At 67.3% G+C, this 17,144-nt stretch carries 19 protein-coding genes; 18 read left to right on the top strand and 1 reads right to left on the bottom strand.

Annotated features, from left to right (window positions below):
* Positions 1–444: pyridoxal-phosphate dependent enzyme (locus ACLP25_RS16695; protein ID WP_442470308.1), on the top strand; the 444-nt coding region annotated here is incomplete at its 5' end.
* Between the two features lie 77 nt (positions 445–521).
* Positions 522–1,319 carry a sulfite exporter TauE/SafE family protein gene (locus ACLP25_RS16690; RefSeq protein ID WP_442470307.1) on the top strand — a complete coding sequence of 266 codons (798 nt, stop codon included), beginning with the start codon at positions 522–524 and terminating at the stop codon, positions 1,317–1,319.
* 11 nt (positions 1,320–1,330) lie between these two features.
* On the opposite strand, the gene atzF is transcribed toward ACLP25_RS16690, so the two are convergent.
* Positions 1,331–3,142, bottom strand: a complete 1,812-nt coding sequence (gene atzF, locus ACLP25_RS16685) for an allophanate hydrolase (protein WP_442470306.1) — start codon at positions 3,140–3,142, stop codon at positions 1,331–1,333.
* Between the two features lie 412 nt (positions 3,143–3,554).
* Between atzF and ACLP25_RS16680 the strand changes: the two genes are divergently transcribed.
* From ACLP25_RS16680 to ACLP25_RS16605, 16 genes are all read left to right on the top strand, one after another.
* Complete coding sequence (locus ACLP25_RS16680; RefSeq protein WP_442470305.1) at positions 3,555–3,809, top strand: hypothetical protein; 255 nt, start codon at positions 3,555–3,557, stop codon at positions 3,807–3,809.
* 39 nt (positions 3,810–3,848) lie between these two features.
* Entirely contained in the window at positions 3,849–4,898 is a 1,050-nt protein-coding gene (locus ACLP25_RS16675; RefSeq protein ID WP_442470304.1) for a hypothetical protein, read from the top strand.
* Positions 4,899–4,917: 19 nt separating this feature from the next.
* Positions 4,918–5,262 (top strand): hypothetical protein, encoded by a 345-nt coding sequence (locus ACLP25_RS16670; RefSeq protein WP_442470303.1) that lies wholly within the window; start codon positions 4,918–4,920, stop codon positions 5,260–5,262.
* Entirely contained in the window at positions 5,259–5,459 is a 201-nt protein-coding gene (locus tag ACLP25_RS16665; RefSeq protein ID WP_442470302.1) for a hypothetical protein, read from the top strand. Before ACLP25_RS16670 ends, ACLP25_RS16665 begins: the two co-directional genes overlap by 4 nt.
* Positions 5,460–5,763: 304 nt before the next feature.
* Positions 5,764–6,879 (top strand): BMP family ABC transporter substrate-binding protein, encoded by a 1,116-nt coding sequence (locus tag ACLP25_RS16660; protein ID WP_442470301.1) that lies wholly within the window; start codon positions 5,764–5,766, stop codon positions 6,877–6,879.
* 20 nt (positions 6,880–6,899) lie between these two features.
* Positions 6,900–8,042: an ABC transporter permease gene (locus tag ACLP25_RS16655; RefSeq protein ID WP_442470300.1), complete on the top strand. Its 1,143-nt coding sequence runs from the start codon at positions 6,900–6,902 to the stop codon at positions 8,040–8,042.
* Positions 8,039–8,956 carry an ABC transporter permease gene (locus tag ACLP25_RS16650; RefSeq protein ID WP_442470299.1) on the top strand — a complete coding sequence of 306 codons (918 nt, stop codon included), beginning with the start codon at positions 8,039–8,041 and terminating at the stop codon, positions 8,954–8,956. The genes ACLP25_RS16655 and ACLP25_RS16650 overlap by 4 nt, the downstream gene beginning before the upstream one ends.
* Before the next feature lie 25 nt (positions 8,957–8,981).
* The gene (gene biuH / locus ACLP25_RS16645) at positions 8,982–9,659 is read left to right on the top strand and encodes a biuret amidohydrolase (protein WP_442470298.1); all 678 of its coding nucleotides are present in this window, start codon (positions 8,982–8,984) and stop codon (positions 9,657–9,659) included.
* Positions 9,660–9,843: 184 nt separating this feature from the next.
* A complete protein-coding gene (locus ACLP25_RS16640) occupies positions 9,844–11,367 on the top strand; it encodes an ABC transporter ATP-binding protein (RefSeq protein ID WP_442470297.1) in 1,524 nt (507 codons plus the stop codon).
* 8 nt (positions 11,368–11,375) lie between these two features.
* Complete coding sequence (locus ACLP25_RS16635; RefSeq protein ID WP_442470296.1) at positions 11,376–12,038, top strand: cysteine hydrolase family protein; 663 nt, start codon at positions 11,376–11,378, stop codon at positions 12,036–12,038.
* Entirely contained in the window at positions 12,035–12,223 is a 189-nt protein-coding gene (locus ACLP25_RS16630; RefSeq protein ID WP_442470295.1) for an AtzG-like protein, read from the top strand. Before ACLP25_RS16635 ends, ACLP25_RS16630 begins: the two co-directional genes overlap by 4 nt.
* Positions 12,220–13,620 carry an AtzE family amidohydrolase gene (locus ACLP25_RS16625; RefSeq protein ID WP_442470294.1) on the top strand — a complete coding sequence of 467 codons (1,401 nt, stop codon included), beginning with the start codon at positions 12,220–12,222 and terminating at the stop codon, positions 13,618–13,620. The genes ACLP25_RS16630 and ACLP25_RS16625 overlap by 4 nt, the downstream gene beginning before the upstream one ends.
* Positions 13,621–13,629: 9 nt before the next feature.
* Positions 13,630–14,241 carry a hypothetical protein gene (locus ACLP25_RS16620; RefSeq protein ID WP_442470293.1) on the top strand — a complete coding sequence of 204 codons (612 nt, stop codon included), beginning with the start codon at positions 13,630–13,632 and terminating at the stop codon, positions 14,239–14,241.
* Between the two features lie 206 nt (positions 14,242–14,447).
* Positions 14,448–15,647, top strand: a complete 1,200-nt coding sequence (gene hemW / locus ACLP25_RS16615; protein ID WP_442470292.1) for a radical SAM family heme chaperone HemW — start codon at positions 14,448–14,450, stop codon at positions 15,645–15,647.
* A 158-nt stretch (positions 15,648–15,805) separates the two neighbouring features.
* Positions 15,806–16,333, top strand: a complete 528-nt coding sequence (infC, locus tag ACLP25_RS16610) for a translation initiation factor IF-3 (RefSeq protein WP_442470291.1) — start codon at positions 15,806–15,808, stop codon at positions 16,331–16,333.
* A 99-nt stretch (positions 16,334–16,432) separates the two neighbouring features.
* A partial coding sequence (locus ACLP25_RS16605; RefSeq protein WP_442470290.1) for an MFS transporter occupies positions 16,433–17,144 on the top strand: 712 nt, incomplete at its 3' end.

Raw genomic sequence — 17,144 nt, 5'->3', positions numbered from 1 at the left:
GTCGGCACAGGCGGCACCATCACCGGCGTCTCACGCTTCATCAAAGGAACCAAGGGCAAGGCGATCCGGTCGGTCGCGGTCGAACCGGCCACGAGTCCGATCCTTACCCAGAAGCGCGCCGGCGAGCCGCTGAAGCCCGGTCCGCACAAGATCCAGGGCATCGGCGCGGGCTTTGTGCCGGATGTGCTCGACCTCAAGCTCGTCGACGCGGTCGAGCAAATCAGCAACGAGGAGGCGGTCGAGTACGCGCGCCGCCTGACGCGCGAGGAGGGCATTCTCTCCGGCATATCGAGCGGCGCCGCCGCCGCGGTCGCCGTGCGCCTCGCCAAGCGCCCCGAGAACGCCAGCAAGACGATCGTCACCATCCTGCCGGACTCGGGCGAGCGCTACTTGAGCACGGTCCTGTTCGACGGCCTGTTCGACGAAAAGGGCATCGCCATCTGAGTCGCTTCTGGCGGCGCCAGCGCTGCTGATCCACGCGCGCCGGCGCATCCTGCTGAGGGCGCGGCCGGCAGAAGGGAATGGTTTTCTTGGATTTCCTGCATCTGATCAACCCGCTATACACGCTGTCGGGCTTCGCCGTCGGCGCGCTTGTCGGCTTCACCGGGGTCGGCGGCGGCTCGCTGATGACGCCGCTCTTGGTGCTGCTGTTCGGCATCCATCCGGCGACCGCGGTCGGGACCGACCTGCTCTACGCCGGCGTGACGAAAATCTGCGGCTCGGCGGTGCACAGCCACAACAATGCGATCGACTGGCGCGTGGTCCGGCGCCTGGCGTCGGGCAGCGTGCCCGCGGCGGCGCTGGCGCTGTGGACGCTTTCGCGTTTCGGCGTCGACTCGAAGGGAACGAACGCCGCCATCACGACCACGCTGGGCTTCGCGCTCATCCTGACCGCGGTGACGCTCATCTTCCGCCGGCGTCTCCTGAAGGCGGTCGCCTCCTTCCTCGACCGGCGCTCGGACAAGGAGATCGCCGTGCTGACGGTAACGCTCGGCGCGGTTCTTGGCGTGCTGGTGTCGATCTCCTCGGTCGGCGCGGGGGCGATCGGCGTGACCGTCCTGCTGATGCTCTATCCGCGCATGCCGACCGTGCGGATCGTCGGCACCGACATCGCCCACGCGGTGCCGCTGACCCTGATCGCGGGGGCCGGACACTGGCTGATCGGCTCGATCGACTGGGTTCTCTTCTTCTCGCTGCTCTCCGGCTCGCTTCCCGGCATCGCGATCGGCAGCCACTTCGCCTCCCGCGTCCCCGACCGCGTGCTCAGACCCCTGATGGCCGGCACGCTGGCGCTGGTGGGCGGCAAGCTGGTGTTCTGAAATCCCCTCGCTCACCCGCCCGCCCGCGAGGCCACATAGGCGCGCCAGCCGCCGAACTTCGAGATGTCCGTCGCGCCTTTGACCTCCTCGGGCTCGACCAGGAATCCCTTGACGTGCGACCCGTCGGCGAGCCGGACGGTCCCGATCCCCAGCGGCGAGGGAATTCCGGCGACGAAGACGCCGAAAGCTTCCGGGTCGAGCGCCCAGACCTCGGCCCTGATCGCTGCGCCGGCCCCGTCCGCGACCCTCAGGAGGCCCGGTTTCGCTGGTTGCGAGCCCGTGAGCGCAAAGAGCCGGTAGTCTGGCGTCGTCTCGACCTCGGCGACGAACGACGCGCCAAGATCGACAAGCTCGCGGTTGAGCGCGAGGCCGGCGAGGTGCGCGCCGACCACCGCCAGCGCCACGCGGCCGCGCGGCGCGATCGCCGGCGCGTGCGGCGCGGTCGCCTGCGGCGGCTTGGGCGCCGGGAGCCCGGTCGCACCCATGGGCGCCCCGGAGCAGCCCTGAATCGCCACCGCAAGGCCGGCGACGAGCCCGTCCGCCCCGGCCGGCGCGATCAGCGTGACGCTCGAGGGCAAGCCGTCGCCCCGCATGCCGGACGGGACGGCGAAAGCGCAGAGATCGAGCAAATTGACGAAATTGGTATAAGTTCCGAGCCGCGAATTGACCAGGACCGGCTCGGCCAGGACTTCGGCGACCGTGTAGGGGCGCGGAATGGTGGGGACGAGCATGACGTCGAACGCCGACCACGCCTGCTCGGCCCTGCGCCGGAGATCCGCAAGCTTGTAGAACGCTTCGAAGGTCGTGACCGCGTCGAATTTTTTCGCGCTTTCGATAATCGCCCGCGTGACCGGATGCAGCGCCTTGGGGTTCGTCTCGATCAGCGGCTTCACGGCGGCGTATCGCTCCGCCACCCACGGGCCCTCGTAGAGCAGACGGGCCGTCTGGGCGAAGGGCTCGAAATCGAATTCGACAAGGCGTCCGCCAAGCGCCTCCACGGCCTCGAGATCGCGCGCGAAGGCCGACTCCGCCTCGGCGTCGCCGAAGAATTCGAGATCGGCCGCGCGCGGAACGCCGAACTGCACGCCGCGGGGAAAGGCGGAAAGCTCCGGCCTCGGAAAACCGCGGGAATAGGCGTCCCGCTCGTCGTAGCCCGCGGCCGCCTGGAAGACCGCGAAGGCGTCGGCGACGTCGAGGGCGAAGATCGAGATCGTGTCGAGCGTCCGGCAGGCCGGGACGAGGCCGGTCGACGACAGCGCGCCGAGCGACGGCTTCAGGCCGACGATCCCGTTGAGCGCCGCCGGCACGCGGCCGGAGCCCGCCGTGTCCGTGCCGAGCGAGAAGGGCACGAGGCCCGCCCCGACCGCCGTCGCCGATCCGGCGCTCGACCCGCCGGGGATGAGGTCGTCCCGAAGGGCGTTGCGCGGAACGCCATAGGGAGAGCGCACGCCGACGAGGCCGGTCGCGAACTGGTCGAGGTTGGTCTTGCCGATCACGATCGCGCCCGCGCGCGTCAGGGCCTCGACTACGAAGGCCGACCGCTCGGGCGTATAGGCGAAGGCCGGACAGGCGGCGGTCGTCGGCAGCCCGGCGACGTCGATATTGTCTTTGACCGCGAAGGGAACGCCGTAGAGCGGCTTGCCATCCGGCCCCTCGGCCTCAAGCCGCCCGGCCGCGCCGAGCGCCTCAGCCTTCGGCCTGAGCGTGATGAACAGGGCCGGATCGTCATGGGCCGCGATCCGCGCGTAGGTTTCCTCGACGGTCGCGGTTATCGGCTTCCCGCCGGCATGGGCGGCGACGAGCGCGCCGATCGTTTCGGTCATCCAAAGCCTCCTCAAGGCTGCGCCGATGCTGCGGCCGGCGCCCGGCTTACCGCCAATGCAAGAGGCGGGCTAGGGGCGAAGGGAGGGCAGAGCAGCGGACAGCCGATTGTCCGACTGTTCAGGCCGCTATCGGACAAGCGTTCGGCGGCGAGTGGCGCAATTCATGCGCGGACGGACTTCGACCGTCGTCCGACGGCGTTTCCTGGTCGCGCCGACAACCTGAAGCGCGCAAGGCGCCGGTGTGAAAGGTTCTTGAACCTCGGCGCGCGAATACCGGGCCTTTCCTATCGGGACAGACTTCCTCCGTGATAATAAAGCATAATTTACCCCATAAACATCATTGCGACAAGTTCCTTGTGTATGGCTTGGTTTAACAATCAGCCGACTCATAGTATTGTTGAGGAGCAATTCTATGATCAGCAACTCTATTGCGTCATTCGCGATCACCCTGTTGTTGACGGCCTCGACGGCGGCGTTCGGAGAGGACTTCTCCAGCCCGGGGGGGCGCGTCGCGGTTCGTCCTCATCCCGCGCTTGCCCGGCAGCGCGTCGACCACATGACCGCAATCCCGGCGACTCTGCCCGTTCCACGCCGTGTCTATGAGAAGGAAGGGCTCACGCGCGATCCAGACGCATGCGCCGTCTGGGGCTGCATCGGAAACAACTGAGAGGCGTTCCGCAAAGGGCGCGGGGTCAGGGGGCTTGAGATGCAGTCGCGGTGGAAAGGGGGGATCGACTACGGTCTGGGCACCATCTACGCGATTGTGACGGCGATTCTGATTGCGATTCAGGAGCCCTTCTCCGCGCTTGCAGCGCGAACGCTGACCTCGATGGATTTCCTCGCGCTCACGCAACTGGCGCTCCTTTTCTCCCTGCCGATCCTGCTCGCGCAAGAGAAGAGCCGGCGCGACTTCGCGGCCATCCTTCTCGACACCCGGCACTGGCCGAAGCTCGCGATCATTTTTCTCGTCGGCGTCGCAGGACTGGAGCTCTACGACGTCGGACTGAGCAGCGCCCATCCGATCATCACCGCCGCCGTCCTGAATCTCTCGCCGTTCTGGGCGACGCTGGTCGCGTTCGCCTTTTCGCGCCGATCCATCTCGGTCCCGGCGCCGGTGTTCATGGCGTCCTTCGTCGTGGCGTTCTGCGGCACCATGGCGATCGCATGGAGCCAAATCGACGTCGACAACCGAGTCCTCACTCATGACGTCATTTTCAATCTCGTGCACAGTCGATGGATCTACGCCCTTCCCATGCCCGCGTTCTTCGCCCTGAGCGGGACGCTGGTCTACGAGTGGTTTCCGGATTTCGATGAGCGTGCAGCCATCAGCGCGAATTTTGCCGTCTCGGCGACCCTGCTCATGCCGGCGGCAGCGATCAGCCTGGAATTCGAACGCCAGTCAAGCCTCACCGAGCAATCGGCCGCAGCGATCGCGATGCTGCTCGTTGGAACTCTGGCTGCCGCGGCCGCGGGCCGCCTCTTCTACCAACTGGCTCTGACGGCGACCAGGAACGACAACGGCTATGTGACGATGTTCTTCCTGCTGATCCCGGGAATCTCCGCGCTGATCTCCTTGCCTCTGTCGCGGTGGATACCGACCCTGACCTTCGTTCCTGGACCCGCGTTCGTCCTTGGCTTGGCGTGCGTCAGCTTGCCGCTCGCTCTTCTCTCGTTCGTCTCCAGGCGCGCCAGGACTGCGGTTCCCGGGGCTCTGAACGACGAAGCGCAAGGGGCCGGCGTCGCCGGTCGACAGTAACGCGCAACGGACGAGACGAATGAAATCGACGCTCACTGCGCCGCTCGCTCTCGGGGTCGCCGGGTCGCTCGCCATTGCCGTCCCGACGAACGCGGGAGCGCTCCAGTCCGCGCCGCGCGAAAAAGCGGCGGGATGCGAGGCTTTCGCCTGGCCAGTGGCGAACGAGCGTTCGTGGTTTGCGGACCAGAACCTCCGCCGTACGGTTTCCGACGTGCGCCTGTCGCGAATCGACCGCGCCGTCGACCTGACGCTCGAGCCGTCCCGGACGGTGCATTTCTTCCTGCCGCCGGAAAACAGACCTCCGCCCGACAGCTACAGCGGCGAGGTCACGTTCTTCGGCGTGCCGCGTCCGGGACTTTGGTGACGATCAGCCGCAACGCCGGAATCGACGTGTTCGAGAACGGCATGCGGCTCAAGGCCGTCGCGGCGGCGGAGGCGTCGGATTGCCGGGGCGTCCGCAAGAGCGAACGCTTCGCGCTCGCGCCCGGCGACCTTGTTCTGGTTCAGGTCAGCGGGGAGAAAGCGCCCTCGATCAAGGTCGCCTTCGAGCAGGCGCCCTGACCTTTAGCGGAAGGCGCCTGCCGCAGAATTTCGCGCGGTTCGGCCTCCGCGGCGGCGCCGTCCACGCCACGCCGGCGAATCCCTTTCGATTCGCTGAACCATCGCGCCGGGCGACCGACGGTAGCCCCGGGTTCGCCCGCCCAAGAATCGAGCACGGCGCCGTAAATTAAGGCGCGTTTAATTTTCTCGGCGGCGGAAGACTGCGACAATCAGCCGCATCTCACGGCACGCTCCTTGCAAATCCGGTCCCCCGGGGAACGGCGCGGCATCCGCGTCACGGATTTAAGACCAGGAGGACGCCACGATGTCGGGATCGGAAATCTCTCGCCGCACGCTGATCAAGACGACCGCCCTGGGACTGGCGGGCGCAACGCTGAACATCGGCGCGATGCGCCGAGCCCTGGCCGCAGGGGATCTGACGGTCGGCGTCGTCTACGTCGGCGCGCGCGACGACTTCGGTTGGAACCAGGCGCATGCGGTGGCGATCAAAGCGCTGAAGGAAGTGCCGGGCGTCAAGGTCGTCGAGGAAGAGAACGTGCCCGAGACCGACGCCGTGTCGAAGTCGATGGAATCGATGGTCAACCTCGACGGCGCGGGCCTGATCCTCGCCACCTCTTTCGGCTACTACACGCCGTTCGTCGTCGACCTCGCCAAGAAATACCCGGACGTCGAGTTCCGGCACGCGGCGCCTTTGTGGAACAAGGACAAGGACCCGAAGAACGCCGGATCGTATTTCGGCTATCTGAACCAGGCGCATTACATCAACGGCGTCGCCGCCGGCCTAGCCACGAAAAAGAACAAGATCGGCTTCGTCGCCGCCAAACCCATCGCCAGCGTGCTTTCGAACATCAATTCCGTGCTTCTCGGCGCACGCTCGACCAATCCGAACGCGACAGTGCAGGTCATCTTCACCGGCGACTGGTCGATGCCGGTGCGCGAGGCGGAGGCCGCCAACGCGCTGGTCGACGCCGGCTGCGACGTCATCACCTGCCACGTCGACGGGCCGAAAGTCGTCATCGAGACCGCCGAGAAGCGCGGCGTCATGAGCTGTGGCCACAACGCCAGCCAGGCCCCGCTGGCGCCGAAAGGCTTAATCACCGGTGCGGAATACAAGTGGGAGACGATCTACAAGGGCTACGCTGCCGACCTCGCGGCCGGCAAGAACCCGCCGAATTTCCTCACCGGGGGCTACGAGGTCGACTTCGTGCGCAACACGCCGTTCGGCGCCAGCGCGACGCCTGAGGCGCAGAAGGCGGCGCTCGCGGCGATCGAGGGCCTGAAGGCGAAGAAGCCGATCTATGTCGGTCCGCTCAAGGACAACAAAGGCAAGCTTGTCATCGACAAGACCTACGACAACCTCGACCCGTTCCTCGACAAGATGGACTACCTGCTCGAAGGCGTCAGCGGATCGACGACCTGACCGGCCAGAGGGAGCGGCCCATGTCGGACGCGCCCGCGACCCCCTCGTCCGCCTCGGACCTGATCCAGCCGGTCGGGCCCAAGGCGGCGCGCTCCGATCTCGCGCTGCGGCTGCGCGCCAATTCGGAATATGTGGCGATTCCCCTGCTCGCGATCGCGATCGCCTCGGCGCTGTTCGCCGTGTTCCTGATCGCGATCGGCAAGTCGCCGCTCGACTTCGTCTCGTACGTCTGGCGCGGCGGCTTCGGCACCGCCTTCTCGTTCCAGAATACGCTGCAGCGCTCGGCGCCGCTGATCCTCACCGCGCTCGCCGTCGCCATCCCCGCCCGCATCGGCCTGATCATGATCGGCGGCGAAGGCGCGCTGGTGCTCGGCGGCTTCGCCGCAGCCGCGCTCGCCATTCCGATGATCGGCGTCCTCCCGCCGATTGTCGCTCTCGTTCTCATGGCGATCTTCGCCATGCTCACCGGCGGCTTCTGGGTGGGGATCGCCGGCTTCCTGCGCTACGCGCGCGGGGTCAACGAGACGATCTCGTCGCTGCTGCTGACTTATATCGGCATCGCCATCATGAACTTCTTCGTCGAAGGGGCGCTGCGCGATCTCTCCAATCCGAACAAGCCGTCGACCAAACCGCTCGGCGACGCCTACATGGTCGGCAAGATCCCGGGCACCGACGTGCATTGGGGCTTCGCCGCCGGAATCCTGCTCTGCATCCTCATCTATCTCTTGCTCGAGCGGACGACCTTCGGCTTCGCCGCGCGCGTGACCGGCGGCAACTACCGCGCCGCGCTCGCGCAAGGCCTGCCGGTCGGCAAGCTGATCGTCGCCTGCTCCGGCATCGCCGGCGCCTGCGCGGGCCTCGCCGGCTTCTTCGAGGTGGCCGCGATTCAAGGCCGCGCCAACGCCTCGCTCGCCGCGGGCTACGGCTTCACTGGCATCCTGGTGTCGTTCCTCGCCCGCCACAATCCGCTGGTCATTCCTCCGGTCGCGATTCTGTTCGGCGGCATCGTCGCCGCAGGCGGCCTCGTGCAGCGGCGCATGGAGCTGCCCGACGCCACCGTGCAAGTTCTGGAGGGGTTCATCTTCGTCGTCCTCCTGACCTCTGAAACGCTCTACGGCCGCGTCGCGATCTTCAAGCCCACGGCCGCGAAGGATCGGACATGAACGACGCGATCCTGACGGTCCTTATCGCCATGCTGGGCGGCGCGATCCGCGTCTCGACGCCCTTCATGTTCGTCGCGCTCGGCGAGTGCCTGACCGAGAAATCGGGGCGGGTGAACCTCGGCCTCGAAGGCACGCTGGTGCTCGGCGCGATGGTCGCCTACGCCGCCTCCTATCACACGGGTTCGCCCTGGATCGGCGTGCTCGCGGCCGGAGTCGCTGGATCGGCCCTCGGCGCGATGCACGGTTCGATCTGCGGGCTGCCCAAGGTCAACGACGTCGCGGTCGGCATCGCCATGATGCTGTTCGGCGTCGGCGTCGCGTTCTTCTTCGGCAAGCCCTACATCCAGCCGACCGCGCCGCGGCTCGATTCCATCCCGCTCGGCTTCTGGACCGACAGCCCGAGCCTGAAGGGCGCGCTGCAGGTAAATTCCCTGTTCTTCGTCGGCATCGTCATCGCGCTCGTTCTCGCCTGGGCGCTGCGCAACACGCGCTGGGGCCTCGTCGTGCGCACGGTCGGCGACAGCGCGCCCGCCGCCCGCGCGATGGGCATCTCCGTCAATCTCGTCCGCCTTCTGACCACCACGGTCGGCGGCTTCCTCGCCGGCGTCGGGGGCGCGTTTCTCTCGCTCTCCTATCCCGGGTCGTGGAACCAGGGCCTGTCGTCCGGCCAGGGTCTGATGGCCGTCGCGCTCGTCATCTTCGCCCGCTGGAGCCCGATCCGCTGCGTCTATGCGGCGCTTCTCTTCGGCGCCGCCGGCGCGATCGGCCCGTCGCTGCAGTCGGTCGGAATCACGCAGGGCTACTACTTCTTCAACGCCGCGCCCTATATTCTGACGCTCGCCATCATGATCGCGACCTCGAGCGCGACCCATTCGGCGCGAGACATGCCGGGCGAACTGTCGATGGCCAAGTGACCCTGGAAAAGTAGAGGAGCCGCCTTTGCCGACCCTCGACGCCAACCCCTACCCCTGGCCCTGGAACGGCGACTGGCGGCCAGACAACACCGCCGTCATCGTCATCGACATGCAGACCGATTTTTGCGGCAAGGGCGGCTACGTCGACACCATGGGCTACGACCTCTCGCTGACACGCGCGCCGATCGAGCCGATCAAGGCGCTGCTCGCGGCGGCGCGCGCCAAGGGCTATGCCGTCATCCACACCCGCGAGGGGCATCGCCCCGACCTCGTCGACCTGCCGGCCAACAAGCGCTGGCGCTCGCAGCGCATCGGCGCCGGCATCGGTGACGACGGACCCTGCGGAAAGATCCTCGTCCGCGGCGAGCCGGGGTGGGAGATCATCGACGAATTGAAGCCTCTGCCCGGCGAGCCGATCATCGACAAGCCCGGCAAGGGCTCGTTCTGCGCCACCGACCTCGAACTCATCTTGCGCACGCGCGGGATCGACAACCTGGTGCTGACCGGCATCACCACCGATGTCTGCGTCCACACGACCATGCGCGAGGCCAACGACCGCGGCTTCGAATGCCTTCTCATTGAGGACTGCTGCGGCGCGACCGACAAGGGCAACCACGCGGCCGCGATCAAGATGGTGACGATGCAGGGCGGCGTGTTCGGCGCCGTGGCCAATTCGATAGCCTTCATCGAGAGTTTGCCATGAGCAGTAACTTCCAATGCGGCGCGCCCCCTCCACCATGCTTCGCATGGTCCCCCTCCCCCGCGCTAAAGCGGAGGGGAGGAGATCGGCGCCGGCGCTTTCCTCCCCCGTGTAGCGATCGCGGAACGGTGGAGGGGGACCACCCGATGGGTGGTGGAATGACCAGCCACCCATTGCGGGAGCTCACATGAACGCGCATCCCGCCCGCGGGCCGTCGCTCGAGACGATCGGCATGAGCAAGTCCTTCGGAGCGCTGAGGGCGTTGCAGGACGTTTCGATCTCCGTGCCGGCGGGCTCGTTCCACGCGCTGCTCGGCGAGAACGGCGCGGGAAAGTCGACCCTCGTCAAATGCATCATGGGCTTCTACACGCCCGACCGCGGCCAGCTCCTGATCGACGGCGCCGAAGTCGCCGTGCGCAATCCGCGCGAGGCGCAGGCGCTCGGCGTCGGCATGGTCTACCAGCACTTCACCCTGGTTCCCGCGTTGACGGCGGCGGAGAATCTCGTCGTCAGCCGCGCCGACGCGCCCTCGTTCATCGACTGGCGCAAGGAGCGCAAGGCGTTGGAGGCCTTCCTCGACCGCATGCCGTTCCGCGTGCCGCTCGACCGGCCCGTCTCCGGGCTCGCGGCGGGCGAGAAGCAGAAGCTCGAGATTTTGAAGCTCCTCTATCTCGACCAGCGCTTTCTCATCCTCGACGAGCCGACCTCCGTCCTGACGCCGGGCGAGGCGGACGAGATCCTCGGCCTCTTGCGTGATATGGCGCATCGCGGCGAGATCACCGTCGCCATGATCAGCCACAAGTTCCGTGAAGTGGAGGCGTTCTGCGACGACTTCACCGTGCTGAGGCGCGGCCAGCGCGTCGGCGGCGGCAAGGTCGGCGCCGTATCGACCCGCGAAATGGCGGCGATGATGATCGGCGACGCCGTCGTCCGGCCTTCCGCTGCGCGGGTCAAGGCGCCGACGGACGGCGTCATGCTCGAGGTCGCGGGTCTCTTCGCCGAGAACGACGAAGGCCGCGACGCCGTCAACGGCTTCGACATCAAGGTCAAGGCCGGGGAGATCGTCGGCATCGCCGGCATCTCGGGCAACGGCCAGAGCGAGCTCGTCGAGGCGCTGTCCGGACAGCGCCGGATCAAGCTCGGGCAGGTGCTGATCCGCGATCAGGACTTCGAGCCGACCCGCGACCATTTCGACCGCTTCAAGGTGTTCGGCCTGCCCGAGGAGCCCTTGAAGAACGCCTCGGTTCCGAACATGTCGGTCGCCGAAAACATGGCCTTCCGCAAGTTCGACAAGGCGCCGATGGCTCGGCTCGGCTTCTGGCTGTCGCGCGAGCCGATCCGCGCCGAGGCGCGCGAACTGATCGAGCGCTACAACGTCAGGACGCCCTCGCCCGACACGCCGATCCGGGACCTTTCCGGCGGCAACGTGCAGCGCGCGGTGCTGGCGCGCGAGCTTTCCGGCGACGTCGACGTGCTGATCGTCGCCAATCCCTGCTTTGGCCTCGACTTCGCTTCCGTCGCCGACATCCGCTCGCAGATCATGGAGCAGCGCAACCGCGGCGCCGCCGTCCTGCTCGTCTCCGAGGATCTTGACGAAATTCTCGAACTCTCCGACCGCATCGCCGTCATGTCCGGCGGCAAGGTCGCCTACCTGACCGACGGGGCCAACGCCGACCGGACGACCATCGGCCGCCACATGGCCGGGCACTGAACTGAGCCATGATCGAAGTCGCCGCCGAGCCCTTCCCCTATCGCTTCGATCCGACCCGCACGGCGCTGGTGGTGATCGACATGCAGCGCGACTTTCTGGAGCCGGGCGGTTTCGGCGAGACGCTCGGCAACGACCTCGCTCCGGTCGTCGCAATCATTCCGACCGTGGCGGCGCTAATCCAGACCTTCCGCGACAAGGGCTGGATGATCCTGCACACGCGCGAGAGCCACGCGCCGGACCTTTCCGACTGTCCGCCCGCCAAGCGCGCCCGCGGGGCGCCATCGCTGCGCATCGGCGACGACGGGCCGATGGGCCGAATTCTCGTGCGCGGCGAACCGGGCGCCGCGATTGTCGAGGCCTGCGCCCCCGCGCCCGGCGAGATCGTGGTCGACAAGCCCGGCAAAGGCATGTTCTACGCCACTGACGTTGCGGAAATCCTGAAGGCGCGGAGGGTTTCGCACCTCGTCTTCGCCGGCGTCACCACCGAGGTCTGCGTGCAGACCTCGATGCGCGAGGCCAACGATCGCGGCTACGAATGCCTGTTGATAGAGGACGCCACCGCCAGCTATTTCCCTGCCTTCAAGGTCGCGACGCTTGACATGATCCGCGCCCAGGGCGCCATCGTGGGATGGACAACGCCGCTCGCGGCTTTCAAGAAAGCGATCTCATGACCGAACGATCTTTCGACCCCGGCGCGCTGGTCGACGCAGCCGCGCCGCTCCTGAAGCTTGCGTTGACGCCGGAGTCGCGCGCGCAAACGATCCTTCACCTCAAGATCGCCGCCGAGCAGGCGGAGTTGCTGCTGTCCGCGATAATTGGCGACGAATACGAGCCGGCCCCGGTGTACCAGCCATGACGCCGCTGTTGGACGGAAGCGCTCAGGGCATCGCCGCGGCGGTCAAGGGCGGCGTGGCGAGCGCCGTCGAGGTCACGGAAGCCGCGCTCGGACGCATCGAGGCGCGCGACGGCGCATACGGCGCCTTTACCGACGTGTTGGCGGAACGCGCGCTCGTCAGGGCGGCCGCGATCGACGCGGCGCGGGCGCGCGGCGAACGACTGGGTCCGCTCGCCGGCGCGCCCTTTGCGGTCAAGAACCTGTTCGACGTGAAGGGTCTGCCGACCCGCGCAGGCTCCAGGATCAATCGCGACCTGCCTCCGGCCGAGGCCGACGCGACGCTGGTTACGCGGCTCGAGAGTGCGGGCGCCGTGCTCGTCGGCGCGCTCAACATGGGCGAATACGCCTATGACTTCACCGGGCAGAACGCCCACGACGGGCCGTCGCGCAATCCGCACGACCTCGCCCATATGAGCGGGGGTTCGTCGGGCGGCTCCGGCGCGGCGGTCGCCGGCGGCCTCGTGCCGATCGCGCTCGGCTCCGACACCAACGGCTCGATCCGCGTGCCAAGCGCGTTCTGCGGCGTCTTCGGGCTGAAGCCGACCTACGGACGCCTGTCGCGCGCGCGAACCTTTCCCTTCGTCGCAAGCCTCGACCATCTCGGACCCTTCGCGCGCAGCGTCGTCGATCTCGCCACCGCCTACGACGCGATGCTCGGCCGCGACCTGGACGATCCGGCGCAGACCGACGTCGTGCCGATGCCTTCCGTCCTCAGCCTTCACGATGGGATCGCGGACCTCAGGATCGCGAGGCTCGGCGGGTATTTCGCCCGCTCCGGCGAGCCCTGCGCCCTCGAGGCCGTCGACCGCGTCGCGGCTGCGCTCAAGGCCGAGCGGATCGTCGAGCCCGCCGAGGCGCACCGCGCGCGCGCGGCCGCCTACCTGATCACCATGATCGAGGGCGCGGCGCTGCATTTGAAGCGCCTGCAGACCCGGGCGAAAGACTTCGACCCGGAGGTGCGCGACCGCCTGATCGCCGGAGCGATGCTGCCGGGCGCCTGGGCCGTCGAGGCGCAGAAGTTTCGCCGGCTTTTTCGCGAGCAGACGCTGGCCCTCTTCAAGGACGTGGACATCCTGCTGGCGCCGGCGACGCCCTGCCGTGCGCCAAAACTCGGCCAGAAGACCTTCGTGCTCGACGGAAAGGAGATGCTCGTCCGTCCCAATCTCGGGATCTTCACCCAGCCGATCTCCTTCATCGGCCTGCCGGTCGCCGCCGTTCCGGTCTGGACCGAGGGCGAAGCCCTGCCGGTCGGTGTGCAGATCATCGCGCCGCCCTGGCGCGAGGACCTGGCGCTGCGCGTCGCCCGCGTCCTCGAGCGCGAGGGCGTGGTCGCCGCGCCCGTCGCCGCGTTCGGCTGAGGGGCGGCGATGGGCGAAGACGAGTCGCGCTGGGCGGGACGGAATCCGGCCAAGGCCGCGGTGCGCGCCCGCGTCTGGGAGCGACTCGTCGCCAACGGCGTCAGCGTTGGGCCGGCCTTCGACCGCATCCCGAATTTCGTCGGCGCGGACGTCGCCGCCAAACGGCTCGGCGAACTCGACGCCTGGAAGCGGGCGCGCGTCGTCAAGTGCAATCCCGATCCGCCGCAGATCCCCGTGCGGCTCAGGGCGCTCTATGACGGCAAGCTCCTGTTTTCGCCCGTGCCTTACCTCACCAAAGACTTCCCCTATCTGCGCATCGACCCGGAAAAGCTCGCCGCCAAGGGGGTCGATTTCGAGACCGCCGCGCAGGTGAGTCGCCTGAACGAGGCGCTTATCATCTCCTATGACGCAATGGTTGATCCAGAGATCGGCGCGAACTTCAAGGCCATCGACAGCGTGGTGAAGATCGTTCGCGAGATGGACCGCTACCACGGCTTCGTCGAAAGACGCGGCCCGGAGCCGTACCCGCGACGCCTGGCCGCGCCCGCAGAGCGCCGGCTCGCGCTCGCGCCGCAGGCGGCCGACCGGATCGCGCCCGGAAATTCCGCCGCAACCGATTGAAAAGGCTTGTTTTGGGGTTGGAAATGGACTCCGTTCTCCGCCAAGCCTAGCGAGCGGCCAATCGCCGCCGCCGTTAGGCCGCCGTTAGAAAGCGGACGGCGGCGGACGGGCCGGGAGGCCCGACCAGTGCGCCCGGCTTCACGCATCGTCGTCACGGCGGCGCCGGGGTGCTGGCGTGAACGGCCGTTCGCTGGCATAACAGGCCGATGATTGAGGCCGATCTCGCGCGCGGCGCGGCCCAAAAGCGTCGCCCGGCCGAGGACGACCCCGGATTCGGGATCTACGTCCATTGGCCGTTCTGCCTGTCGAAATGCCCCTATTGCGACTTCAACAGCCACGTGCGGGGCGCGCCGATCGACGAGGCGCGGTATCTTGCCGCCTTCCGGACCGAGATCGCCCATCGGGCCGGGCTCGCGCCCGGCCGCGCGGTCCGTTCGATCTTCTTCGGCGGCGGCACGCCGTCGCTCATGCGCCCGGAAACGGTCGGTGGCGTCCTCGACGCGATCGCGGCGAGATGGGCGATCGAGCCTGACGCCGAGATCACGCTCGAAGCCAACCCGACCAGCGTCGAGGCGGGGCGCTTTCGCGGATACCGCGCCGCAGGCGTCAACCGGCTCTCGATCGGCGTGCAGGCGCTTGTCGAAGCCGACCTCAAGGCGCTGGGGCGGCGCCACAGCGTAGACGAGGCGCTGGCGGCGGTGCGTCTCGCGGCGTCGCTCTTCCCGCGCTACACCTTCGACCACATCTACGGCCGGCCGGGCCAGAGCGAGGCGGCGTGGCGGGGCGAGCTCGCCCGCGCCCTCGACATCGCCGGCGATCACATCTCGCTCTACCAGCTCACCAACGAGCCGGACACGACGTTCGAGCGGCTGCGCGACGCTGGCAGGCTCGATCTGCCCGACGAAGACCTGAGCCTCGCGTTTTTCCGGGCGACCCACGAGCTGACCGAGGCCCGGGGCCTGCCGGCCTATGAAGTGTCCAATCACGCCCGGCCCGGCGGCGAAAGCCGCCACAACCTCGTTTATTGGCGCTACGGCGAATATGCCGGGATCGGCCCCGGGGCGCATGGACGGCTCGTCACCCCGAGAGGCCGGCTCGCCCAGGCGTGCGAGCGTCACCCCGAGATGTGGCTGACCCGGGTCGAGGCGGAGGGCCACGGGCTGATCGAGGACGCGCCGCTGACCCCCGAGGAACAGGGCGACGAGTTTTTGCTGATGGGCCTGAGGCTCGCCGAAGGCGTCGATCCTGGCCGCTATCAGGCGCTGAGCGGCCGGGAGTTGGACCCGGAGAAATTGAGGATGTTGGTCGAGGGCGGTTTCCTGGAGCGCGATGCGTCGGGCCGGGTCCGGGTCACGGCCATCGGCGCGCCGCTGCTCGACACCGTCGTGGCGGACGTCGCAGCGTGACCTTGGATCGTACGGCCTCAACAGGCGGCGATTGACTAATCGCCCGCAATAACCCATTTCTATGGGTCCGCAGGGCAAAAGGGCTCTGAGCGGACCCTTTAGGTGCGCCAAATGAGGCGCGGACCAACGAACCCAGGAGAGTGGCCATTCGCCGTCCTATGAAAGCAACTGCGGCGCCGGAGAAGGGCGGCCCGCGCATCAATCGCGACATTCGCGCAGTTCAAGTTCAGCTGATCGACGCCGAGGGAAAGAATCACGGCGTCATCAATCTCGCCGAGGCGCAGCGCCAAGCGGAAGAAGCCGGGCTGGATCTGGTCGAGATCGTCCCCAACGCCACCCCGCCAGTGTGCAAGATCCTCGACTTCGGGAAATACCGCTTCCTCGAGCAGAAGAAGTCGTCCGAGGCGCGCAAGCGCCAGAAGGTGGTCGAGATCAAGGAAATCAAGCTCCGCCCCGGCATCGACGACCACGACTACGACGTCAAGATGCGGTCGGTGCGGCGTTTTTTCGAAGAGGGCGACAAGGTCAAGGTGACGCTACGTTTCCGCGGTCGCGAGATGGCGCACCAGGACATCGGCTTCAAGCTCCTCCAGCGGGTGAAGAACGAGACCGCTCCCATAGCCAAAGTCGAGGCCGAGCCTTCGATGGAAGGGCGGCAGATGATCATGGTGCTGGCGCCGAAGTAGCCGACTTCAACGATATTTGAAGCTCCTCGACACGGTTTGCGGCGTAAGGTGACTGCGCCGGCGGTATTTTTCGACCGGCGGCGTCAGGAGGGTTTTTGTTTGACCACAGCGCCGACTTACGCGGACCGTGCGCCTTCGCGTGTGAAGGCTGATTCGACCACGGCCGTCGGTGTGATCGCCGCGCTCAGCGCCTCGCATTTGCTCAACGATACGATGCAGTCGCTGGCGCCCGCGCTCTATCCGGTCTTCCACCAGAAGTTCGCGCTGACGTTCTTCCAGATCGGAGTCATCACCCTCGTCTTCCAGATCACGGCCTCGTTCCTCCAACCGCTGATCGGCATGGGTCTCGACCGGCGGCCGGTGAACGGAATTCTTCCCGCCGGTATGGTCTTCACGCTCGTGGGCCTCGGGCTGCTCGCTTTCGCCAATTCCTATCCGCTGATTCTGCTCTCGGTCGCTGTCATCGGAATCGGCAGCGCCGTCTTCCACCCGGAAGCTTCGCGAGTTGCGCGGTTCGCGTCCGGCGGGCGGCATGGGTTCGCCCAGAGCCTGTTTCAGGTCGGCGGCAATTTCGGGCAATCGCTCGGGCCGCTGCTCGCGGCGTTCATCGTCGTGCCGTTCGGCCAGCATTCGGTCGCGGCCTTCACCGTGCTCGCGCTGGCCGCGGTTGGGCTTCTGACCGGCGTCAGCCGCTGGTACGCGGCGCGCGGGGCGCAGGCAGGCAAAGCGGGGAGCGCCGCGGGGCCAACCCATCCGCGCGCGATCGTCGTTCGCACGCTGTTCGTGCTGATCGTGATGCTGTTCTCAATGG

Origin of the sequence: Roseiarcus sp. (assembly GCF_052145395.1) — a bacterium.
Classification (GTDB): Bacteria; Pseudomonadota; Alphaproteobacteria; order Rhizobiales; family Beijerinckiaceae; genus Roseiarcus.
Note: the sequence above shows the minus strand (reverse complement) of the source record. Positions and strands in the feature narration are given on the sequence as shown.